17 protein-coding genes and 1 pseudogene are annotated in these 24,178 nt (G+C 53.0%); 11 read left to right on the top strand and 7 right to left on the bottom strand.

The genetic code is table 11. The features are described 5' to 3' along the window. The first annotated feature begins 161 nt into the window (after nt 1-161). From GYH29_RS07740 to GYH29_RS07715, 6 genes are all read left to right on the top strand, one after another. Entirely contained in the window at nt 162-1,523 is a 1,362-nt protein-coding gene (locus GYH29_RS07740) for an MFS transporter (RefSeq protein WP_043591569.1), read from the top strand. A 46-nt stretch (nt 1,524-1,569) separates the two neighbouring features. Next, on the top strand, nt 1,570-2,043 hold the full coding sequence (locus tag GYH29_RS07735) for a single-stranded DNA-binding protein (RefSeq protein WP_019102147.1): 474 nt from the start codon (nt 1,570-1,572) through the stop codon (nt 2,041-2,043). Nucleotides 2,044-2,207: 164 nt separating this feature from the next. Then, complete coding sequence (locus tag GYH29_RS07730) at nt 2,208-3,404, top strand: site-specific integrase (protein ID WP_161523474.1); 1,197 nt, start codon at nt 2,208-2,210, stop codon at nt 3,402-3,404. Nucleotides 3,405-3,412: 8 nt separating this feature from the next. Then, entirely contained in the window at nt 3,413-4,996 is a 1,584-nt protein-coding gene (locus tag GYH29_RS07725; RefSeq protein ID WP_161523473.1) for a tyrosine-type recombinase/integrase, read from the top strand. Then, a complete protein-coding gene (locus tag GYH29_RS07720; RefSeq protein WP_161523472.1) occupies nt 4,993-7,020 on the top strand; it encodes a hypothetical protein in 2,028 nt (675 codons plus the stop codon). The genes GYH29_RS07725 and GYH29_RS07720 overlap by 4 nt, the downstream gene beginning before the upstream one ends. 2 nt (nt 7,021-7,022) lie before the next feature. Next, nucleotides 7,023-7,514: a hypothetical protein gene (locus GYH29_RS07715; RefSeq protein ID WP_161523471.1), complete on the top strand. Its 492-nt coding sequence runs from the start codon at nt 7,023-7,025 to the stop codon at nt 7,512-7,514. Nucleotides 7,515-7,573: 59 nt separating this feature from the next. On the opposite strand, the gene GYH29_RS25145 is transcribed toward GYH29_RS07715, so the two are convergent. After that, a complete protein-coding gene (locus GYH29_RS25145; RefSeq protein WP_161523470.1) occupies nt 7,574-8,236 on the bottom strand; it encodes an AbiEi antitoxin N-terminal domain-containing protein in 663 nt (220 codons plus the stop codon). Nucleotides 8,237-8,844: 608 nt separating this feature from the next. On the opposite strand from GYH29_RS25145, the gene GYH29_RS07705 reads away from it, so the two are divergent. After that, complete coding sequence (locus GYH29_RS07705) at nt 8,845-9,174, top strand: helix-turn-helix domain-containing protein (RefSeq protein WP_161523469.1); 330 nt, start codon at nt 8,845-8,847, stop codon at nt 9,172-9,174. Nucleotides 9,175-9,182: 8 nt separating this feature from the next. Here GYH29_RS07705 and GYH29_RS07700 read toward each other — a convergent pair whose 3' ends face one another. Further along, on the bottom strand, nt 9,183-9,662 hold the full coding sequence (locus tag GYH29_RS07700) for a 3'-5' exoribonuclease (RefSeq protein WP_161523468.1): 480 nt from the start codon (nt 9,660-9,662) through the stop codon (nt 9,183-9,185). A gap of 194 nt (nt 9,663-9,856) precedes the next feature. On the opposite strand from GYH29_RS07700, the pseudogene GYH29_RS07695 reads away from it, so the two are divergent. From GYH29_RS07695 to GYH29_RS07680, 4 genes and pseudogenes are all read left to right on the top strand, one after another. Further along, nucleotides 9,857-10,990, top strand: a pseudogene (locus GYH29_RS07695) (IS3 family transposase). 118 nt (nt 10,991-11,108) lie between these two features. Continuing rightward, a complete protein-coding gene (locus tag GYH29_RS07690) occupies nt 11,109-11,327 on the top strand; it encodes a hypothetical protein (RefSeq protein ID WP_161523467.1) in 219 nt (72 codons plus the stop codon). 26 nt (nt 11,328-11,353) lie between these two features. Further along, nucleotides 11,354-12,316, top strand: a complete 963-nt coding sequence (locus GYH29_RS07685; protein WP_161523466.1) for a bifunctional GNAT family N-acetyltransferase/nucleoside diphosphate kinase regulator — start codon at nt 11,354-11,356, stop codon at nt 12,314-12,316. Between the two features lie 283 nt (nt 12,317-12,599). Then, nucleotides 12,600-13,684, top strand: a protein-coding gene (locus tag GYH29_RS07680; protein ID WP_370551730.1) for an IS3 family transposase whose coding sequence is annotated in 2 segments (ribosomal slippage) — nt 12,600-12,855 and nt 12,855-13,684 — 1,086 coding nt in all. Because the reading frame shifts where the segments join, the coding sequence is not laid out codon by codon here. Nucleotides 13,685-13,924: 240 nt separating this feature from the next. Here GYH29_RS07680 and GYH29_RS07675 read toward each other — a convergent pair. The 5 genes from GYH29_RS07675 to GYH29_RS07655 form a co-directional block, all read right to left on the bottom strand. After that, a complete protein-coding gene (locus GYH29_RS07675; RefSeq protein WP_198001650.1) occupies nt 13,925-14,335 on the bottom strand; it encodes a DUF805 domain-containing protein in 411 nt (136 codons plus the stop codon). A gap of 219 nt (nt 14,336-14,554) precedes the next feature. Further along, the gene (locus tag GYH29_RS07670) at nt 14,555-14,830 is read right to left on the bottom strand and encodes a hypothetical protein (protein ID WP_161523463.1); all 276 of its coding nucleotides are present in this window, start codon (nt 14,828-14,830) and stop codon (nt 14,555-14,557) included. A gap of 168 nt (nt 14,831-14,998) precedes the next feature. Next, the gene (locus GYH29_RS07665; protein WP_161523462.1) at nt 14,999-15,583 is read right to left on the bottom strand and encodes a hypothetical protein; all 585 of its coding nucleotides are present in this window, start codon (nt 15,581-15,583) and stop codon (nt 14,999-15,001) included. 598 nt (nt 15,584-16,181) lie between these two features. Further along, a complete protein-coding gene (locus GYH29_RS07660; protein WP_161523461.1) occupies nt 16,182-16,715 on the bottom strand; it encodes a hypothetical protein in 534 nt (177 codons plus the stop codon). Between the two features lie 218 nt (nt 16,716-16,933). Then, complete coding sequence (locus GYH29_RS07655; RefSeq protein ID WP_161523460.1) at nt 16,934-23,836, bottom strand: autotransporter outer membrane beta-barrel domain-containing protein; 6,903 nt, start codon at nt 23,834-23,836, stop codon at nt 16,934-16,936. Nucleotides 23,837-24,178: the final 342 nt, after the last annotated feature.

The following is a 24,178-nucleotide window of genomic DNA, read 5'->3' as shown; positions in this document are numbered from 1 at the left end:
CGTCGGTCAGGGAACCTGTTAATATACCTGACTTGGCAAGTCTGACTCCACCAGATCTTTAACGCGCGGCGTCATCCGGAACGGCGCCGGACCGTTACTAGAACCATGGGGCGCGGCCCTCAGGCCGCAGCCCGCCAGCAACACAAACGACGCACACAAGAATGAACGCAACAGAACTCCGGGCCAGCCTTGGCCTCGCCGGCATCTACGCCCTGCGCATGCTGGGCATGTTCCTGATCCTGCCGGTATTCGCCCTGTACGCCCAAACCCTGGAAGGCGCGGACAACCACACGCTGATCGGCATCGCGCTGGGCAGTTACGGCCTGACCCAGGCCCTGCTGCAACTGCCGCTGGGCATGCTGTCCGACAAGATAGGCCGCAAAAGAGTGATTTACGGCGGCTTGCTGCTGTTTGCGCTGGGCAGCTTCGTCGCCGCCGGCGCGCACGACATCGCCACCCTGACCGTGGGCCGGATTATTCAGGGCGCCGGCGCCATTTCCGCCGCCATCACCGCGCTGCTGGCGGACCTGACCCGCGAGGAAAATCGTACCAAGGCGATGGCGATGATAGGCATGTCCATCGGCACCACCTTCGCCGCCAGCCTGGTGCTGGGGCCTCTGCTGGCCAAGTACATCGGCGTCAACGGCATTTTCGCGCTCACCGGCGCGCTGTCGCTGGCGGCGTTGATCGGCGTCTGGCTGATCATTCCGGACCCGGTCAGCTCCCGCTTTCACTCTGACACCGAAGCCAACGCCAAGCGGCTGCCCGCGGTCTTGAAAGACCCGCAACTGCTGCAACTGAATTACGGTATCTTCGCGCTGCACGCGGCGCAGATGGCGATGTTCGTCACCATTCCCTTCGCGCTGATCAAGACCGCCCACCTGGACAAGACCCAACACTGGCAGGTGTATCTGCCGGTGACGGTAATCGGCTTCCTGCTGATGGTGCCGGCCATTATCTACGGCGAGAAAAAAGCCAGACTCAAGCAAGTCTTCGTCGGCGCCATCGCGCTGATGACCGCCGCCCAGATGGGCATGGCGATGGCGCTGGACAGCTTCTGGCAGATCGTGATCTGGCTGGGCTTGTATTTCATCGCCTTCAATATCCTGGAAGCCACGCTGCCCTCATTGATTTCCAAGATCGCTCCGGCCGATGCCAAGGGAACCGCGATTGGCGTGTATAATACCGCCCAATCCCTTGGCCTGTTCCTGGGCGCGGCGGCCGGCGGCTGGCTGTATACCCGCTTCGGCCCGGCCGGCGTGTTCGGCTTCACCAGCCTGCTGATGCTGACCTGGCTGCTGTGGTCGCTGGCCATGCGGCCGCCCAAACCGGTGCGCTCGGTGATGTTTCACATCGGCGAGGACTGGCGGGGCGACGCCGGCGACCTGTCCCGCCAATTGGCCGGCGTGGCCGGCGTGCATGAAGCCGTGGTCGTGTTGGAAGACCGCGTGGCCTATCTGAAGGTATCGCAGCAACAGTGGGATGAAGCGACGGTGCAGCGCCTGATCGGAGCCACCTTCTGAGCCGCAGCGACAGGCCAAATATTTAGATTTTTATTCGGAGACATCGATGAACAGCATCACCTTTGACGGCCGTCTGGCCGCCGACGCCGAACTGCGCTACACCCCCAGCGGTGAGCCGGTACTGTCGTTCCGCGTAGCCAGCGACATCGGCTTTGGCGAGCGCAAGAGCACCAACTGGTTCAGCTGCCAGGTATGGGGCAAGCGCGGTGAATCGCTGAAGAATTACCTGGCCAAAGGCCAGCAGGTAACCGTTTACGGCCAACTGACCCTGCGCGAATGGCAGGACAAGGAGGGCAACAAGCGCTTGTCCCCGGACGTGCGCGTCAACGAGCTGAGCCTGCAAGGCGGCCGCAATGAGATGGGCGGCTCCGGCGGCGGCATGAGCGGCGGCGGCATGGACGACGGCTACGGCTACAACGCCCCGGCCCCGCGCCAGGAGGCGCCGGCCGCGCCCCGTCGCCAAGAGCCGCGCCCGGCGCCCAAACAGCTTGACGATATGGACGACGACATTCCGTTCTAACCGGAACCACATGTTAGATTGTTAAATTAGACTGGAAATACTCTGTGTAATCAGTAGATTGCACTTGGTTTTTCCGGTCTTTATTCTTTACGCCCATAATTCATATCACCGGAACCGTGCTGCTGTCGTAAAGTCCTGTCATCTGATGAGTCAGGAGAAGTGCGGTGACCACGTTTTTCATTCGAGAAGTGCGGATGCAGTCCGGTGAACACATCCCCCTGCTCGTGTCCGGTAGCCCCCTCGGACTACCGGTTCCCCTCGCAACCCGTTTTGTCCTGACCCAGTTCCGGCCAAAGGGCCTGAAAGCCAGCAGCATCCGCCAACGGCTCTCCGCCTTAGCCCTTGCTTACACTTTCTTTGCTAAGCATGGTATCCAGCTCGACGAACGGGCAGCCAAACGTCAGTTCCTAAGCCTGGAGGAGTTGGTAGCACTATCCGATTACTGTCGCCGGACGCAGAAGATTGGGACACAACGCGTAGTCGGCCCTGGCTATGCAGCGCTACGATTTCGGGTGGCTACCGATTACATTCGCTGGGTATCCGAACCCATCATTTCGCGGATCGTTGACGACTCACGCCGGGATGCCGCAATGGGAGCCCTGCAGAGCTTTCTCCAGCGCGCACGCACCGTCGCACCGGCACCTGGACGGCGAGATGCTTCAGTCGTCCCTGGAGAGCGCCTAGGCTTCACGCCAGAGCAACGTGCACTGTTCTTACGGGTCATCGAGCCGGGATGTTGTGACAACCCATTCAGGCCGCAGCTCCAATTCCGTAATTACGTCATGTTGCAGCTCGAGTTTGAGCTTGGCCCACGTGGCGGTGAAGTACTCGGGCTCAAGACAAGGGATGTGGACTTCAGTGTCGAGCCAGCATCGCTCACCATTCATCGTCGCCACGATGATCCGGAAGAGCCCCGCACCTCGGCACCTGCAACCAAGACCTTCGGACGCCTGCTACTCCTTGATGCCAAGCTGCGTGATTTGCTTGATGAATGGATCACGCGCCACCGGGCAAATCGACAGCAGTTTCCCGCGGCAGCCAAGCATCCATACCTCTTTGTCAATTATCGCGGCGAGCCGCTAGGTAGTCGGGGCTTCCGTAAAGTTGTTGAAAAGCTACGTCGCCATTATCCGATCCTGGCCGGTCTGTGCCATCACCTTTTGCGTCATGACTGGAACGATCGCTGGGTCGAATTGAATGAGGAAGAAGGTAGTGATCCGGAAATAAGTCTGCGCGATCAAAAATATGCGATGGGTTGGAGCCCCACTTCAACGATGCCACTCCGCTATGCCAGACGCGCCATTCGGAATGCCGCCAACAAGAAACTATTGCGAATGCAGCAGAAGGGTTGGAAGAAATGAATCACTCCATGCAATCTACATTCAATTTCACCGATACCTCATCGGAAGCCGATGACCAGACGGCGGTCATTGCCCTTTCAGGTGCAAGCATAGATACCTCGGGTACACAATGGCGGTTGAGTGCGACGGAAGTGTTGAACTGGGATCTAATGCCGTTACAGCAAGGCCCCATATTAATATCCACGGAGGCGTACTTCCGAAATTTCATTCGCCGAAGCAACCCACGCTATGTTTTTGGACAATTCAATTGGCTAAAGGCATGTTTCATTTCCGCAAGTAATACAGCCACCAATCTTAATGACCCCACGAAATACGACATTACATTATTTGAAGCTCTGCACAAGAACTTGAGAGAAACCGTTTCTTTAGGAACAGTTTCTAATTACCTAGACGCATACCGTCGTTGGTATCTGTGGTGCACCGATGCCCAATGCGAAGGATTCGACGAAGAAGTCGCAGCGGAACTGGAGAACCGCACCATTGGTGGCAACCTGAAAGGTGCGGCAGTATTACGCGACGATCCCGATGAGGGCCCACTGCGTCAGGTTGAAATAGAAGCTCTGATAGCACACCTGCACCGTGCTGGTGAAACCGCCACACTGGGTATTGAGCTGCTTGCGGCAGCATGGCTGTTTCTTGCTTTTGGTACAAATCCCAAAAATCTCATCCTCCTGAACGAGGAGGACTTGCTCACAACCAAGCAGGCTGACGGTAGCTTTATTTATGAGCTCCGCCTGCCACGAATCAAGAAAGGCCACGTCAATGAGCGCAGTGGTTTCAAAACCCGCTCGCTAGTACCGGAAATCGGTCAGTTACTGGAGCAATTGATCGAGCAAAATACCCGTGCTAGACGATTGGCTTTGCTAGAGCACAATCCAATTCGCTTTGCCCGCCCGCTATTCCGACGTGAAGCCCCTAAAGAGGCTCTTCTGGGCACTGACTTCGAATCCGATGCATATCGCAGAGATAACCAATGGTTCAATAATGCACTCTACCTTATCGTAACCACTCTTGATCTCAAATCGGCAGCTGGAGGACCACTCCACCTGACCCCTCGCCGCTTGCGCTATACCTTCGCAACCCGACTGGTACAGGAAGGGGCCTCCCCTATGGAACTGGCCGGGGCACTGGATCACACCGACCTCCAGCAAGTGATGGTGTATTTCAATACGCGTTCGGATGTTGTCGTGCGCCTCGACAAGGCCTTGGCGCTAAGACTAGCCCCAGTGGCGCAAGCATTCATGGGTATGCTGATCTCCTCTGCAAGCGAAGCATCCCGCGGCAATGACCCAGCAAGTCGTATCAAATTCTTGGACCGCGATGGTCTTCAACTGAAAAGCATCGGCAACTGCGGCAGTTTTGGTTTCTGTGGCTTATCGGCACCCATCGCTTGCTATACGTGTTTCAAATTTCAAGCTTGGCTCGATGCACCACACGAAGCAGTATTGGATTGGCTTATTGCTGATCGAGATGCGCATCTTTCACGTGGAGCCGATCCAAAAATGACCCAAATGCATGACACCACCATTCGCGCTGTCGCTCAGGTCGTTCTGCAATGCCAAATGCCCCGCAAAATGGAGGATGATCGATGAAATTTCAAACCGCAGCGCATAAGGCTGCCGAGCTCAATTTGATAAAATTTATCGATAATTCCCGCTCCAACACTCCTTTTGGCCCAATCCCTTGGGATGGCTTGTACTGGGAAGTACCCAAAAAATCACGAGCCAGTAGTGGTCGCAAGATTGAACGGATTTGGTTCAATGCTAATTTCGCCACAAAGACTACAACAAAAAATGCGGAACCATTTCCAGAGCCTTTTTCTTCATTCGTGAAATCCTTTATTTGCTATCGAGAGAGCCATGCAAAAAAAGGACTAGCGACAATGGATCATATGGTCGCAATACGTGCCCAGCGCTACCTGTTCGAGGCACTAAAGGATAGAGGGAATACACCGACGGCATTGGTTCCCGCGGACTTTGATAGCGCCATCAACCGTTGCCTGCAGTCAGAGCAGCATTCCTCAGCTTATCGCATTGGCATTAAACTTGCGGAAATAGCCAAGCTACTAGACAAGCATCGCCTGGTACCAATACGGATTGATTGGAAAAATCCGGTGCCACGCAATAGCGACGCTAGTGGCGCCATCGGAGCTCGAGTGGGTAAGGAATTTAACGAACACCGCAACAGCAAACTGCCATCGGAAGAAGTAATGAATTCCCTGGCGGACATCTCCAATAGAAAGGATTTGGAAGATCGTGATCTGTTGCGTCAACGAACAATCGATCTGCTTGTCTGTGGAGGATTTCGCATCAACGAATTATTGACCATACCACGTGAATGCTGGCGGGAAGAACAGCTGAAAGATACGAATAACGTCCCGCTGCTTGACCAGAACGGAAAACCCGCAGTGCGTTGTGGGATACGCTACATCCCAGAAAAAGGGGGGCACACCGAGACGCAAACCAAATGGCTGCCAACCGTCATGGTGGAGGTGGCCAAGCGGGCAATTAATGACATTCAACGCATTACCGAACCATTTTGGGCCATCGCGCAGTTTATCGCGAGAAATCCGAATAGAACTTTGCTACCTGAACCATGGCATTCTATGCCTCCAGACTCTCTGTTTAGTATGGATGAAGTTGCACAAATCGTTGGCCTCGCGAACTACAGATCAGCCAAACAGTTTGTCAAAGCAGCAAATCTACCATTAGCTAAAAAGCATGGAAAAAAGCGTTCAACTCAAGCTATCGTTAAAAGCGACTTGGAATTTTATCTCGCCTTGCAGTCCGAGCAGCAAGACATTTTCCCGCAAGGACAAGGGCACTATGGTCTGTCTGAGTGTCTATTTGTGGTGGGCATTAATTTCCTGGGATCACAAAGAGGAACATTGAATGGTACGGCAACATTGCTGACTGATGGGCAGATAAGTGACTACATCGTGGGTCGCAGTATGGGGTTATCAATTTTTGACCGACTAGGTTATTACGCAAAAAATGGCGAACTGCTCACAATCACCTCACACCAGTTCCGCCACTGGCTGAATACCTTGGCTAACGAGGGGGGGCTCTCTCAGCTAGAAATCGCACGCTGGATGGGCCGCAAGGATGTCAGGCAAAATTCAGCCTACAACCACATGACCGGGGTACAACTCGCAGCCAGTATTCATAAAAAACTACAAAATATTGAAATAAAAGGATTAATGCAGGACACCACCATTCGCATTAAAGACCCGGTAAGACGTGACGAATTTATCAGCTCATTGACAACTACAGCACACGTAACCGATCTAGGGATTTGCCTACACGATTGGTCAGCCTTCCCCTGCCCGAAGCATCGGTCTTGCATGACATGTGATGAACACTTAGTTGACAAAGGAAATGAAGATCAGAAGATTCGTGCCCTTGCCCTGAAACAGGATACAGAAGTACTGCTGAATCTGGCGGAGTCTGCAGATGAAGAACAGGCCTACGGAGTAAATAATTGGCTTGAGCATCAAAAAATTGCACTTAGCCGACTGGACACAATTATTACCTTGCACAACGATCAAAACATACCGGACGGTACGCTAATTCATTTAGGCGATTCAAAACATTTTATTTCAGCAGAAACGGAATAAAAATGCCACCTCGCAAACCTAACCAGCGACGACACTTGACCGAACGACAAATTCTGCATATTGCAGCCCTGATTAAAGAGTGGGCAAATTCAGCGCCACCAACATGGGAAAGAATTGTCACCCTAGTCGCGCAGGAATTACATCATCAATGGAGCCGGCAAACTCTTCAGTCACATCCACAGATTAAGCAGGCTTACGAAAATAAGGTCGCGGCCTTTCGTTATCAACTCAAAACCGGGAAACAACCTCCACAGCGCCTACCAGAACACATTGTGCTTGAGCAGAAGCTGGAGCAATTGGAGAGTGAAAACGAGGAGCTAAAAGCCAGGTTACATGAATACGATGAGCTACTATTGCGTTATCTAGGCAACGCTATTCGTTATGGCGTTACTCAAGAGCAATTGGAACAGCCTCTCATTCCCCCATCTCGTCAACAGACGGACCCGCTTTTGAAGAACTATCCGCGTAAGCATAAGAAAGATAAAAGCAACTGAGGCTGATTCCAATTTACACTGGCACTTCCTCAACAGTAGTGACGACAAGCAGCATTGCCCTACCCACTAAGCTTTGATGCCCAAGGCAAGCCCTCCTGATATGCGAGTTCCTTCAAGAGCAGAACAGTATCACGGTGGACACAGTGGCCCGCTAAATCCTGCAGAATTGAGAGCCGGATGTTACGAAGAAGCACGAGTAAATTTCTGACGCCTTCATGTAGATCTGGCTTTTGACACGTAGACACCAGTTCGAAAACAGCTCTTTCAGTACTCGATACGAGAACTTCAGGGTGCCGACCAGGAGCACTACCAAGACAAGTTGAATACTCTAGCTGATCATCAAAAATAATTTCATTTCTGTAGGTGATTGGAAATAAACGCGTAGCCCAGCTTGGGATTTCCAGTGTCCCAATCCCCCACAGAAATATTGGTTCTCTGAAATAAACATTGTGCCGAACCCCTCGCCAATAAAGTGCCGTTCTCTCTGCAACGTGCAATCCATCGACAAGGGTCGCCAAATAGCAAATCGTTCCATCAAGTGACGGGCTATCGCCACGCATCAAATAGACCCGCGGCTGCAACTCAGTCAGCCACCCTTTATCCGCAAGGGATGAGGATATGTCGACATTAATGCCAAGGTCAGCGAGCAGAGCCGTATCCAAGGGGCGTCCTCGTGGCGCGGTTGACATAAGCTGCTGAACAATCGATCTCTCGTCATGCATGTTTTCTGAACAATCTACTTGGTATATACCACCAAAGCTGCTCCGTCTCGACAGCCGGGACCAGTCGCAAAACTTTAGTTATTGTGCTAGGGCCCACTGGCCATGCTCTTTCCAACGATAGGAGCATGTTATCTCTGCGACACCGTGAATCGACCGGGTACTCAATGTGCGGTGTTCGGTCGAATACTCCTGGAATACTCCGCGCTGATCAGTTTTCTCTACTATCGACATCAGCCGCTCACAGATCCACTGACCAGTACTAGACTCCTGTGGCGGGAGCATAACCATGACATCTTCGACCTCTACTTGAGCTGATGCCATCAGCTGCACTAGCACTTCTGGTCGTGCCACCAGCAACCAATTCGCATCAATGCCCCCAGCTGTGTCGTTTTGGCTCACTCTGACCACAAAAGTGGCTTGGGTCAGTCCAAAAAAAACCGCATCCCATGCCGTATCGGGATGTGCTATGGCTTGCACTACAGGGTTGTTTGTACGCCAACCTTCCTTCGTCAGAAACATAAGTCACCAGCAAAAATGAACACTATAGATTGTAGCCCTATAGTGTTCATCATGGCGAGATACTGGGTTTTGAACAGATCACAAAACCCATGTCTCTACGTGACGGATTGGCACACGCACTGCGCACTGCACGGCGCGCTAAGGGAGTTTCGCAGGAAGCCCTCGACACAGTCTCAAGCCGGACCTACGTCAGCGCGCTCGAGCGAGGTTTGAAAAACCCAACAATTGAGAAGTTAGACGAGATAGCCTCGGCGATCGATATGCACCCACTGGCATTACTCACCTTCGCGTATGTTCGGTCAGGTAAGCATGCAAGCGTATCTACTCTGCTGAAGGAAATTGAAGAGCAAGTACAACTGCTCATAGAAAATGAAGAATCATTATCATCCCACAAGGCCACCCCATCCCTGAAGAAGTGAGCCCCCCCCTAGCCAGCATTCGATACCGCAAGCCAGCCCGCCCGGTGTGCATAAGCGTCGTACAAGGCGTGATGCCACGGCAGACCCGTCGTTGTATGGTATGCAGCCGCGGCACGATCAAATGCGGGGTTGGCTTGGTATTCCCTCAGATCAAGCCAGCCGGATACATTTGCTGGCCAAGTACCATCAAGCACATCAGCCAGCAGATCCCGGTCATGCTGAGAGTCACAGGCCAACACCACGTCATGCGGCAGCGAATCGAACCATTGGCGCAACCTGCCGGCTAGAGCAGTCTTGCTTATGCTCGCACCATCTACCTTGCCAAGCTGAGACCACACAGCAGCTTGCACAAAGGCTTTGCACTTCAAGCGGTCAAAGTCCTGCACTTCTAGATAGAGAACATGCAGGCCATCCTCACTAACCATGCCAATACTGATCAATTCGCAGTCGATGAAGTCCGTGAACTCAGTATCCAAGAAGATCAACACACTCGCCCCTCAAAATCGGTTAGATCGCACACTAGACTAGTGGCATAAAAGATATGCAGCAATCAGCTACTGGCAGCCTGCATGTTAGTAGCCTGAGCCACGAGAGTTGTGGCCGCAAAGCACAGCCCGGGTGAATCGCCCCCGCTTTCCTAGATAGCTCGTGAGCCTCACACTAGGCCCTACAAGGAGGTGTCATGAGCAGGCAGCGTTTCCCCGAAGAGTTCAAGATCGAAGCCGTCAAACAGGTCACTGAGCGCGGCTAGCCCGTTGCTGAAGTTGCCAACCGTCTCGGCGCATCTGCCCACAGCCTGTATCGATGGCTGAAACGCTACGACCCCAAGCGTGCCACGTCGGCCGAATCAGCGGACCAGCAAGCCGAAATCCGTCGTCTTAAGGCAGAGCTGAAACGGGTCAGCAGCGCGACATCCTAAAAAAGGCCGCCGCATACTTTGCCAAGGAGTCCGGGTAAGGTATGCCTTCATCCGGGCCTACGAGCAGCAGTTTCCGATCCGACGACTGTGTCGTGTCATGTCTGTGCATCCCAGTGGCTACTACGCCTGGAGAGCGTCTCCGCATTCACTCCGCGCCCGCGAAGACCAGCGTTTGCTGGGGCAAATCAAACAAGCCTGGCTAGAAGTGGCGGTGTCTATGGCTACCACAAGGTGTATGACGACCTGCAGGCTCAAGGAAAGCACTGCGGCAAACATCGTGAGGCACGGCTAATGAAGCAGGAGGGCTTGCGTTCGCAGACGGGCTACCACCGACGCTCTGGACATTACAGTGGCCGTCCGGCGGTGGCAGTGCCGAACCATCTGCAGCGCCAGTTCACCGTGGATGCGCCGAATAAAGCCTGGGTGACCGACATCACGTATATCCGTACGCATGAAGGGTGGCTGTACTTGGCGGTGGTGTTCGACCTGTTCTCGCGGCAGGTTATTGGCTGGTCGATGCATAGGGCGCTGGTGCTGAATGCCTTGTTGATGGCGGTATGGCGACGCCAGCCAAAGCAGGAGGTACTGGTGCATTCCGACCAGGGGAGTCAGTTCAGTAGTTACGACTGGCAGGACTTTCTGAAGGCCCATCGCTTGGTGCTCAGCATGAGTCGGCGTGGGAACTGCCACGACAATGCAGTGGCGGAGAGTTTCTGCCAGTTGATGAAGCGGGAACGCATCAAGCGAACAACCTATCACGACAGGGAGGACGCCCGACGAGACATCTTCGATTACATTGAGATGTTCTACAACCCGAAGTGCCGGCATGGTTCCGCAAATGGGCTATCACCGGTCGAGTTTGAGAAGCAATATTTCCAACGGCTCAAGAGTGTCTAGAGAAGCCGGGGTGATTCATTCTTTCCGGTCTTACGTGTTTTCGATAAGCGCATGATCGCCGCCGTCCCTCATGAAGAACAGTTGGAGCGTATACACCGCTATCTACGCGCACTTGGCGATGTCCACCCTCTTCTCGGCAATTGGTATCTACGGCACCTCCGTTCAGGAGGCGATGAGCAATAATGTGCTGAACGATCCCCAACACCTTTCTCAGGCGGCAACCGCAAGCTTCGACGCCGAGCATCCGATATGCGATATGGCTTTCGCTCTCGACCTGGAACGGATAAGAAGATCCTATTCGCCCAGGCAATTCGGCATTACCCGTGTTATGTCTTAGAATAGCCAGTTGCCGAAAGAACCGTCATGGCGATAGCCATGAAGGGCTTTCATTCTTTACAGACAAGTGTGGTGAAGATGAACAAGCCTTTCATTTCGCTGTGCCCTGAAATTACTCGGGCACACGCGCTGAAGCTCATGGACTGGTTGGAGGACGAGTCCGTCACCTGCTACCTGAGCGACTCGCGTCATACCTCACGCTTCATCGGGCAAGCCATCGATCAGGCTCCATTACCGATCCTGACCCATCTATTCAACCGGGACGGCAGATTCTTCATGGCCAATGACCGGCATGACGCCCCAGTAGGCTTTGTCCGTCTCATCAAGAGCGGCGCAAATTGCGAAATGGTTCTGGTCATCGGGGACCGCAACAAATGGGGCCGCAACCTTGGCGCCAGCACAATCCGCGAAGGCATGAAGCTGGCCTTCCTCGACATGCGGGCCGAGAAGCTTATCGCCAAGATCCACCCGGACAACGCGCGCTCGCTGAGAGCCTTTCAGCGCAACGGCTTTCTGCTTGAGAGCGAAACGCCGGCATTGAAGTCATTTTCCATGACGGCAGGACGCTATCGCCAGCTCTTGCGCGAAGGCGCAGTTGACGACTCCACAGGGATCTACATCACTGAGATCGACAAGGCCAGGCTCGAGAGCCTGATCGTACTCGAACAAGGCCCGGTCATTGTTGAGCTCGAACATGAGCTTGAGCGAGCCATTGTCGTCAAGCCGCAGCAGGTGGCATGTAATGTCGTCACGATGAACTCTAGGGCCTTGCTGCTGCTAGACGACGAGGAGATCGAAGTTGCCTTGGCCTACCCTGAAGACGCTGACAGCAAGGCTGGAAAGCATTCCGTGTGTTCCGATATCGGCGCCGCCATCCTGGGCTATCAGGAGGGAGACACCATCGACTGGCGAGTGTCTGATCGGACTCGCCGGATCGAGATCAGAAAAGTGCTCTACCAGCCGGAGGCAGCGGGCGATTTCCATCTGTAATTGCGCCTTTGGCTCAGTATGCGTCCATCAGGCGTGAGGGTGCCCCCAAAAGAAGGGGCATCGTTTTCCAAGCTTGATGCGGACTGCCCGCAAAAGGCCACACCATTCACTACCTACGACCGGACTACTGCCAACGGCTAGCTGGACATTACATGCTCAGCAGCGCCAAGACTTTGCACTGGCCACAGCAGTGTCTAGTTCGGTGACCTCCTCCCGCAAAAACGTAGCGGCGAAAAGTAGAGATTTCTGGCAAATTTAAGCCCATCCGGGCAGGAGGTTTGTCATGAAAAAATCGAAGTTCACCGAAGAACAGATCGCCTTCGCATTGCGCCAGGCGGAATCCGGCACCACCGTCGCCGAGGTCTGCCGCAAGATGGGTGTCTCTGAAGCCACCTTCTACAACTGGAAGAAGAAATACGGCGGCCTGGGTGTCAGCGAGCTGCGCCGCCTGAAACAACTGGAAGAAGAGAACGCCCGCCTCAAGCGCATGGTCGCTGACCTGAGCCTGGACAAGCAGATGCTGCAGGAAGTCATCCAAAAAAAGCTGTGAGGCAGGCCCGCAAGCGCGAGTTGGCCAACTTCCTGATTGACGCGTACCGCGTCAGCATCCGTCGCGCCACCGCAGTCATTCAACTACGGCAAGCTAGCTATTTTTATCGCCCTCATCCTCGAGACGATCGCGCGGAGCGGCTGCGGATCCGCGAGATCGCCGCCACGCGTATTCGTTATGGCGCGCGCCGCATCCACGTCCTGCTACGACGTGAGAGCTGGCAGATCAATCACAAGAAGACCTACCGGATCTACTGCGAGGAAGGTCTGAACCTGCGGCGCAAACGGCCCAAGCGGCGAGTGGCGGCCGCGCACCGGCAAGCCCGGCCGGCGGTCTCCAGTTTGAATGCCTGCTGGAGCATGGATTTCGTCGCCGATCAGCTGTTCAACGGCCAGAAAATCTGGGCCTTAACTGTAGTGGATAATTTTAGCCGGGAGAGCCTGGCGATCACGGTGGATTTCGCGCTGAAAGCCGCGGACGTGGTGGCTACGATGCGGCATGTTCAAGTCTTGCGCGGGACACCCCAACGGATTCAGGTCGACAATGGCAGCGAGTTTATATCGATGGCGCTGGATCAATGGGCATACCAACAAGGTGTCACGCTGGACTTCTCGCGGCCAGGAAAACCGACGGATAATGCTTTTATCGAGTCGTTTAATGGCAGTCTGCGGGATGAGTGCCTGAATGTGCATTGGTTTCTGTCGCTGGATGACGCACGTGACAAAATCGAGCGTTGGCGACAGGATTACAACGAATTCAGGCCTCACAGTTCGCTGGGCGACCAGACCCCGAGCGAGTTCCGACTTACTCATCTTTAAGCCGGAAATCTCCAGCTTAGACCGCTCGGTTAGTCGGGAGGAGGTCAATGACATTGTTTGGGTTGGTCAATATCTGGCTGGCGCGAAAGACCTTGCTGGCTGGGGGCTTAAGGGGTGAATGACCGGAGAGACCGGTCATCCTGATGACGGGCAGCCTGAAATCGGCGGGCCTACTGCCGAAGCACCTGCGAGAAATTGCATTTCTGTTTGTGCAGTCGGTTGTTCAGACCCTCCTTTAGCTTAATTAACTAAATCATATTTCGGACTTGGGCCATACTGATTCGCTCCTGCTTCCGAATCAAAAAAAGTAAAAACAAGGGGGGCTATAGGCACCCACACCCACCAACCACTACGACCTACATCGTGAAGTCTACGAATATAAACACTGAATGAGGCAAAATACAAAGGAAGGCAAATAAAAAGCGTAACAACCCCACCAATTTCCTGTGAACCTAGAACAGACAATGCAATCGCCTGTGAAACGAAAAAAATCAATATGTATGCCACACTAAAAAACAACATATAATACCAATACTCTTTCCGCCTGGCTCGCCCGTTAAAATTTGTAATATTTTTTAGTGCAAAAACAAACCAGCCGAATGAGCTCAAATCACGACCTTGGTTTTGACTTACAACAACTTTATTTGTCACGACACACTCCATCTATTACGCAAACAATACACTCCTGATCGGCAAAAACAATCTAAAATACGCCTTCCAATATGATGCATATCAAAAAGTCTTCACCACACCAAGAAACTAAGGGCACAATATAATCAGTTGTGAAAAACATTTCCATAAATTATTTTCGAAAAAGTACAGACTATGTTCCACATATCATTCCGTTACGCCAAGCTGAAGGCGGTTCGCTTACAGAGAATCCATGCTAGCAATAAAAAATCTAAAGGCCAACACATAAATAACAATTGTATAGGCAGAGGATGCATAGACCACCCCTATTTTAGCCAGCCAACCCAATGGTTTATTTTTTGCTATTGAAATGGCTGCCAAGATTAAGCCAACTATGGAAAAAAGCAACGACACTCCAAAATGAGAACTTTCAAAGCTAGCATAAAAACCAAGAGTGGTTACAGGATAAACAACAGAAAAAAAACATATTAAAAATGAAACAATTGCATACCACATATCAAAAAATCCTTTTCATCTATTTTCAAACATCGCTAAAAAAAAGCGCGCATATAAATATGCGCGCAAAGCCGTGGAGGAGAAACAAAGATCACGCACTACTTTTCACTACAATAACTTATTACCGCACGAACCTCCTTGAAGTAAATATTACAAAAACCCCATGATTTAATATGCCAAAGTTGAAAGAACTTGCTTGCCCATCTCGGCATATTTTTTCTTCATATCTTCGGTCACATTAAACGTTGATATTAATAGCTTTCCATCGAGACTAGATATCTGCATGACATTAAAAATATTAATATCATCGCCCGCAGGTGTAGTCATTTCAAGGCGCATCATTTTCTTGCCATTCACTTCTACATCTTTTACAACTGGAGAATATGCGCTCATTTGATTTTGCAATGCTTCTGCCAGCATGGGCAACTGCTCCTCTTTGGCCGATGTATTGGTCAAATTAAAAGCAAACGAGACTTTACCGTCTACCTCAGCATCAAACCACGCTTCTTGAGGTCTATTACTCGTTGCTGGGTATTTAACGTCTAAAATGGACTGGGGCATCTTTGTAAATTCTTTAGGCATGGCGACTTCTGCCTTGCCGTTTAAAATAGCAACCCCCTTTTGGTTGTTTTCAGCACCAGCATTGCTAGCATTTATTTTTTTGGTATCGTTTTTACTTACATCACCACTACAAGCAGCAAGCGTAAAAGCAGATACCATACCCACTAAAGCCAAGACAAAGCGCAAACTCATTTATTGACCCTATTCACAGTTATATTTAAAAAGGCATGGCCTCAAAAAAGAACCGCTGACGATAATAAATAATCACACTGTCTGGCTCAATAGAAAATTTTAGAAAGTGCTATAAAAAATTCCTCCCAAGCACACACACCCATCAAGCTTCTATCGGACTATCTCTACGACTCTGACAACCCATTTCTGTATCGACACTTTGGCAGCCCATTAATCGCCAACCCTATTGCCACACATAAAACCACTGTTGAATTAATACAAAAAAAGCCCACTTATTAGGTGGGCAAAGATGCTACGGGCGTGCACTATCAACCGACATGCATAATAAAACAACATTCAAAAAACTGATATTCAAGAGAGTTAGCGGCCCCATCATGTCGATATCTGAGTTGCGTTATATCTGCCGCTTAATGCACACCACAATAAAAATTATTAGATAGTTCCGGTTAATTAAATATGTAGAACTATACCCTGCGCTTCTTGGGTGGCACTGTTGTGCAGATTCTGAGAAGGCTTTCTTCCCTCTCTCCAAACAGAGCGGCATTAAGTCCTCTTTCAATCCCTAGCTCTCCTGCACAAAGAGATTTTCATCAAAAAACTATTTCATATATTTGTCAACATCTACTCCATTCATATGCATGACGGTGACAAACGCCGAAGCAAGCAATATATACAGAACCCCCGTCATAAAACACCCTCCTAGCGCAGCGATATACTTGCCCACTCCTTTCATACCACTTCGCATAATCCACCTATTAACGTAAAACCCCCCTCCCCCAGCAAGGCCACCCCAAGCCCCCCCTGCTACAATAAAAACAAATGGAATCATTATAAAAAACACCTGATACCACTTCAACTTTGGCACTACAGTTATACTCTCTCCATCTACTCTTACGCTGGGAATAAGGTCATAGAAAGAAGAGGTTACAAGTTCAATAACAACTATTTCTCCGTCGCCTCCTACTACGTGGTATTTATATTTATGTTTTGCAAAAAATTTCTTGCCTGACGTTTCTTTTCCTACAAAATTCCCATCTTGAAAAACCTGAACCTGAGCAAACATATTTTTAAAACACAATGACACATTAGTGCCATTCAGCTTGCCGTGTTTTAAATCGACTTGTATCGACATTGCAAAACCTTCAACATACGAGTGAGATTTATTTCGGCCACCAATTCTAGCCGCCTGAATATTTTAAGGAACTTCACATCGCACAAGCGCGACGCTTTGTGAGCATAACTTAAACGAGATATTTAAATAAAACCATAGTCTTTTTTAGATATTTCTAACATAAACGACTACCCAATAAAAAACCCGGGGCGAACCCCGGGTTGATTTGGCAAACTACCTTACCAGTTGTATTTCACACCGCCCTGCAGGCTGCCCTTCGTGAACGAAGACATGTCCGTCTTCACCCCCGCGCTGCCCCAGACTTCCAGCCGCTTCGACAGGTTGCCCTGCAAGCCCACCTTGAATTCGCCGTATTGCGATGGCAGATCCAGGCTCACCTGCTGAGCATCGAAATTCATCCCTTGCGAGCCACGGTTGTTGTACCACCAGTTCAGCTCCGCAAACGGACGCATCCGCGTTTGCTTCGCCTCATTCTGGAAGTCTCCTTGCAACCTCACACCCAGCCGCGCCAGAACCGTGCCCATCGATTGGCCAGAAATCATCGTGCCGGTCGATTCTTTATGATCATCCGCCCGGTAATCCGAGTAGATCAGTTGTACCTGCGGCTGCAGATAAACCTGCGCCCCCGGGCGCTCGTCGATCTTGAAGGAGTAACCCCCTTCCACCGAACCGGTGAACACCTGCGAGTGGTAGCTTTCCCCGCTCAGACCCTGGCCCTGAACCTGGTTATTGAACCGGCCATACATCAGCCAGGTGTCAATGTACGGACCCGAGAGCTCGTCTTGATGACCATACCACGTGCCATAGACGCCGCCGCTGACGCCATCCGCCTTGTGGCTGGCGCTCAACCAGCCATTGTCCACCGAGCCGGTATGACGCGAGTACTGACCCATCACACCCAGGTGGACTTTGCCATTCGCGCCAGCGCTGAAACGGGCAACATCGCTGCCAAAGTGCACCACTTGCTCCGTGCCATTGCCCGTCAGACCATTGGCATCCCAATCGGTTTGCGAGCCCGCTATGCGGAACCAGCTGTTATTGCTCGGCTCGCCACCGTTACCGCCCACACCCGGCGCTTGCGCCTGGCGTTCGCGCAGCGTATGCACTTGCCTGTTCAGTGCAGCCTGGCGGTTGGCCAGATAGCCGCCCACTTCTGGACGATAGACCGGTTCGCTCACGCTAGGCGGCTGCCGCGGCGCAAGCTCCGCTTCCGGCGGCCCGATCTTTTCTTCTGGCGGTGGCGGGTTAGTAGGCGCTATGGCCGACACCAGATACCAATCCTCGGTCTCGCCACCGTTGCCGCCACGCGCCAAACGGTAGTCATAAGCGCCATGTGCCAGCGTGCCCACGCCTTGGCGGTAACCATCCGAACGCGCGTCCAGCACAAATGCCTCCGCGGTCGTCGTCGCGCCGTTTTGCGTTTCCACCACGCGGATGCCTTGTTGCGTTTGTGCGCCATCGCCGCCCGCATGCTTGAACACCAAGTTGGTGTTACCCGTAACCGCGCCACCATCAAAGATCAGTTTGTCTGTTGCCGAGCTGTCGTCGCCCATATAGGTGTTCAGCACCACCGTGCCGTTCTGGCCCACGTAGTCGCTCTTTACCAGCAAACGGTTACCCACTTGACCACCGGCCAAATTGATGATGCCGCTATTGATCAGACCTCCAGCCAAAGTAAAAGTACTCGCTGCTGCCGTCTCATAACCCAGCAGTGTATTCAATGCACTGATTGTACCGGCATTGCTCACCACCCCCTGAACAGTGCCCTGGCCCGCAAGGATTGCACCTTGCTTCACTGCCACTTCTCCGGCACCGACACCACCCAAGTTAATGTTGGGCTGGCTCACGTCACCCACGATCACCGCGCCTGCGTTGATAGCTGTTTTGCCGGCATAGGTCAGAGCATCACCCGCGGTGAGCGTACCAGCACCCTGCTTGATCAGATCTCCGTTGCCGGAAACCGTGTTGGCCAGGATCCAGTCGGTGGCGGTATCCACCACTAGCTGGCCCTCATTAACTAACTTGGCTTCGCCCAGATGTTTGGCCTCGGCCACTGTCAGAGAGGCGCTCTCCGCCGTCGCAAACTGCCCCGAGAAGACGCTGTTATCACCGGTAACGCTCACGTTGGCGCCACTGATCAGGTTCACTGCACCTCGACCGCTGATCACATTAGTCAGCGCGCCAGTGGCACCGTTGAGGTCCAGCGTACCGTCGTTGGCAATCACGCCCGTGCCAAGGCCTAGCGTATCGTTTATCTGCACCGTGGCGCTCTGGGCAATGTTCGTTCTGGATGACAGGTCCGCATTAGCACCCTGCACTTCGAGCAAACCACCAGCCACGTTTATCTGGCCAGCGCCCGTGAGACTTCCTGCTGAGAGGCCGCCATTGGCGATGGTCAGCGTGCCGTTATTGACGTCCAAGGTCGAGCCAGCGTGGCTATTAAGCAAGCCAATGGTCTGAGTGCGACCGTTCAAGTTGGTCGTTGCATTGTCGGAAATGTACAGCGCACTGGTCTGTCCTAACGCACCGTCCGCATCCAACCTGAGCGTACCGCTACGCACGGTAGTTTCACCAGCGTAGTCATTTCGCGTGTTGGACACCGAGAGCGTACCGTTGCCCGCATCGATAGCCAGATTGCCCTCACCAGTCAGCTTCGCACTCATGTCTGCTGCGGCACCCTTCTTGTCATGGTCCTGAGCCAACGAGAGCGTCTTGCCCGCCTGCAGATCCATTTCAGTCAGACCATAATTCACGTACAGGCCATCGCCAGGCGCCGAGGTCAGTCGGAAATCGTAAGTCCCCTTAGCCACAATTTCACTGCCCTGGCTAATATCCACCTCACGTTTGTCGCTGATCTTCTGACCATTCTGATCCTGCAACTCCAGCCCACCTCCCGAACCGATGATGGACTGTGCTTCGACTAACTTAACGCCAATCATGCCATCATCCTGCTCCAGCAGATTAGCGGTGTTTGGCGTATCCGGCACACTCGGGACATACGGTGCCGGCACCGTAACTCTAATCTGACCCTCTCCACTCGCGTCGAGCACATCAACCTTGATCACACTGCTGGCCACGGTCTGTTCCGGTATACTGGCATTGAATACTACTGTGCCACCCGCGAAGGCCAAGCCACCAATTTGCTGGGTACCGTCCCCGACGGAAATCAGGCTGTCCTGGCCCGCTTCCAAAGTCGCGCTGCCCAATGCCCTAGTGTTGGTACCTGACAAATCAAAGGTGCTATGCCCCACAGACAGCTTGCCCGAGAAGTCTGCTCCTAAGCTTGTCCCATTAGCCGCGCCAAAATCGAACCTCTGACCACCAGTAGAAGTGCTCACCGTTCCCTTGCCCGACAACGGATTGTTTAGTACAAACGCCTCGCCCGTGACTACTGCCAGCGTGCTGCCTGCATAGATCTCCACCGCCGCGTTGTCCGAGCCATCCTTGGCAACAGTCAGAGCGCGCTCAAGAGCCACTGTCGAGTTACCAGTCAGTTGCACACGGTCGAAGTTGTGGATCGCATCTGCATCAGCGTAGGAGTAGTGCGCACCATCGAAAACCAGCAGATTGTCTCCCTCAGCGCCCCCATCTACCTGCGTAAACTTAGCGTCGCCCTCTACCGTGACAGTATCATCACCACTACCACCCAACAGCGTGCCCTCCAACTGAGATCCCGCCTCCAAGGTAGCCGCATTGCGGCCATTGCCCAGTGATACGATGCCGGTAACCTTACCCGTACCACCGTTGATAAAGGTATGACCCTGGTCGTCAAGCGCTACCGCCACCGCGCTGGCCGAGGCCGCGGCGATCTGCCCATTGTTGCGCAGCGTCTGAGGATTACCCTCAATCAGCACCGCGTTCGCGTTCTCGGTCGACAAACGCGCACCGGCCCCCACCGTGACCTGCTTGGCCGCATCAATCCTGATGGCATTGCCGCCGTCTCCTGACAGAGTCAGCGACTGACTGTTGACCATCAGGTCGCCCGTGGTGTTGGCGTATACCCCTGCGCCGTTGCCCGTCACGTCTATCTTCCAAGCATCGCCCACCGTCAGGCTGCCATTGGTCACACCACCATCCTCGATGGACAAAGCAATGCCCTTGCCTCCGCGCAGGCTGCTTACGACGATAGTGCCGTGCGAGGTCTCATCGAGGTTATTCTCGGTCAACAGCGCCGCACCCGACCCCCGCATCTCCAGCACCGCGCCATCCACCAGGGTAGTCGCCGCCGTTGCCTTATTAGTGATCAGGTTGCCGTAACCCGCCCCCAAGCCCGTGATGCTCGCGCCTTCGGTTACCACAACACTCCCGGCGTCCGCCCCCACCAGAATGCCGGAAGCGCCACCATCTACCGTGATGGTGTCAGCCGTGCTAAGAGAAGCGCCCCCATGCACATGGATACCCGCCACGCCATCATCCACAGTGATCTTGCCTGCCTTGGCTCCGGCTACCACCGTCGAGCCCTTGCCCACCACTTCGATGGCAGTGCCATGCGACAGATGAATGTCGCCCGCATTGATCAGTTGCCCACCGTTCCTGACCACGAAGGCCGTTACATCCGTGGCGTTAGTGACTTCCACGTTGGCGTAGTTAGTGAAGATAGACTGAGCCGCACCTACCGCCTTTCCAGTAAGATCGTGCTTGGTGTTATCCACAACTACGGCGGTACTCCCATCCTTCAGCACAAGCCTAGCCGCCCCACTCATCTGTCCTGCCGCGCCGCCTTCAAGCTTTAGAGCCGTAGCACCTTCGCCCGATACGGTGATATCCGCACCATCCAGATTGATCGTTGAGCCCACACCCGTCACCTGTAGCGCAGTCGAACGCTCACCTGAGGCGATCAGCCTAGCTCCCACAGAATTGATGATCTTGGCTCCATCCTCAATACGAAACAGCGTCGAACCAGCCGTGGAAACTTCCAGGCCGGTGGCTGGCGAGGACTTGATGTCAATAGTGGAGGCCTTGCCGTTGGCGTTCGTGCCATACGCGAAGAATCCGATTTGACTTTCGCCTTGCGAGAAGTTAACCGTCCCGCCGTCGACCACTATCTTGCCAGCCTCGCGTGCGTGCACCCCTATCGCACCGTCGCCGTTGAGATTGACAGAGCCGCCGTTGAGAGCGATTTCTGCTTTATCACCCTGAGCCCAAGCACCATAGTTGCGACGATCAAGCGCAGCATCGCCATTCATGTTGACCTGCCCGGTCGAAATGATCCTACTCGCTCCGCCGCCAGGATCATAAGCCTTCATCGCGATGGAATTAACGACGAGTTCACCAGCCTTGCCTACATTGATCGTTCCGGTGTTAGTCACGTTCATCGCGTTGATTGCGGCCATCCCGATGTTCTCAGCCGGTGCAGCGCTCTGCATGGCACCCAGAATCTCGATGGTGCCACTGTTGGTCAAGGAGCCTCGGTTGCCCGTACCCATGGACCGCATGGCAGTCCCGCGCTGAGTCTGCGTTCCAATAACAATCTCCCCAATGTTCTCAGCAAAACCGTCGTTCTCCACGGAGATACCTGCGACAACGCCATTCGCTGCTGTAGTCAACGCGACATCGGAAGTTTCATCTGCAATATGGGTTTGAGGACCACGGCCTATATAGATGAGCCCATCTTGCTCATTGACAAATACCGCTCCGCCTAAGACTCTCGCTCCGACTACACCATACAGATTATCCGTAGTTCCATTGACCCCCACATTGATTGCACCGCTGTTTGATGCATTCGCCTTGGAGTCAGCCCGGAGACCTTCGGTCAGACCACCATCTCCACGCGTATTTACTGCGACGTTGATGACCCCCTCAGAACCGTTTTCGAACCTCGCATTATTTGACGTTCGAGCGCCCACAGCGTAGGAGATGCTGACCGCAGCAATACCACCATCATTATTGAGCGTAAAACCAGTGTTGATGGTGCCATTGTTAATACCCTGGCTCCCTTCATCACTAACAACAAAAGCATTCCCGTCATATTGCCCCCCGGTGGTCCGGACTAGAGAAATTGTACCGTTATTGACGATATTTCCCCCTTGGTCTGCCCGCATAATGCCTCCAAGGCTCCCCCCGCCCCGGTCTACTGTAAGTGCGCCGCTCGACGCCAAAGTACCAGTGGCATTGGCCCCACTTGCTCGAATCACATTGACAAGACCTCGATCTTCAGTAATTTCACCAGTGGCGGAACCCGGGGGCAATTCGTACTTGATATATTCGGTCGTCTTAGTAAAAGATTTGTAAAACTCATTTGTGTATTGCGCCTGATCCAGGCGTCCTGCCTCGAGTTCGGCAATGAGCCACGAGTTGTATGCCTTCAGATCCGTAATGCTCTGCATCTGAAACTGTGACCCATCGTACGCGGTGAGTGTGCCGCCCGTTGGAAACTTCGCAACCAGAGTAACCGCAAATTGACCTTCAGGTGCATCTGCTACCTGACCAGCATCGAAGTTAAATGTATTCTTCGAACTCCAATTGACATTGCTGGCAGTCTGACCATGTCCATCTGCGAGGACTAGCGCGGTCTGCTTTGCGACTAGAGTCTTACTGGTAGGGCCGTTGGCTAGATCAATATTCAGCGTACCACCGGTACTGTCCACAGTGCCTAACCGCAGATCAACGTACTGCGCGACATTCGATAGACCAAGCGAAATCAACTGGTTTCCAAGAACAGGAGTGAGTTCGGTAATTTTCTTATTGTCGATCACTGTCACCGTGCGTTTGCTACCTGTCGCCGGGTCCTCAACGGTGATGTTCAAATCTGGCGCAAAGGTACTAAGGCGCATCGCTCCGATAGCATCGAGCGCGCCACTAACCTTTCCTTCATCAATCAGTGCCTGTAAAGTCGTATACGTATGATCCCCATTGCTCCCGCTGAGGACTGTTCCTAGTGAACCTGTAAGGTTGGCGGTAGCTCCTCCATTGACAACAACGGCCCCAACCTGGTGGTCGTTGGTGTGCGGGTCGAAGCTCCCCAGTGTAAAGTCCTGCGCCATCGCGAGAATAGGCAGCATTAGCATGCCCGCCACGACGGCTGATCGACCACCGGATTTTCCGCGAGCGGTGGCCAGTTCAGAAACTGTCACCCACTGCTGGCTGACTGCACTCCATATCACTCGGTAAATCTTGTTCATTTAGTACTCCGCAATGCATTTATCGTAAGAATGCCGCGCTGTCTCTACTTCTGGCTGCCTTGTAAATTTCCTCTGGCTAAAGCGAGATTGAAGAAAGCAACAGCTCATCCCGTAGATCAAGGCAATGCAAAGCCCTGCCTAGGAGGCGGCAGGCAAATTTTCATTACAAATCAATATGTTTGATATAGAAAAATTTCGATTCTGATTGTTTGTACTATTGTGATTGCTGCGAGCAGAAGCGCATGGCACGCGGTAAGCAGAGCACGCGCGCATGCTAGCGCTTGACATATACGTCCATGCTTCTCGCGGTACCAGGACTCTTGTTGCATCCCGCTGAGTGCA

The sequence above is a fragment of the Chromobacterium haemolyticum genome (assembly GCF_009936155.1).
Classification (GTDB): Bacteria; Pseudomonadota; Gammaproteobacteria; order Burkholderiales; family Chromobacteriaceae; genus Chromobacterium; species Chromobacterium haemolyticum.
This window is presented reverse-complemented; position numbering and strand designations above follow the sequence as displayed.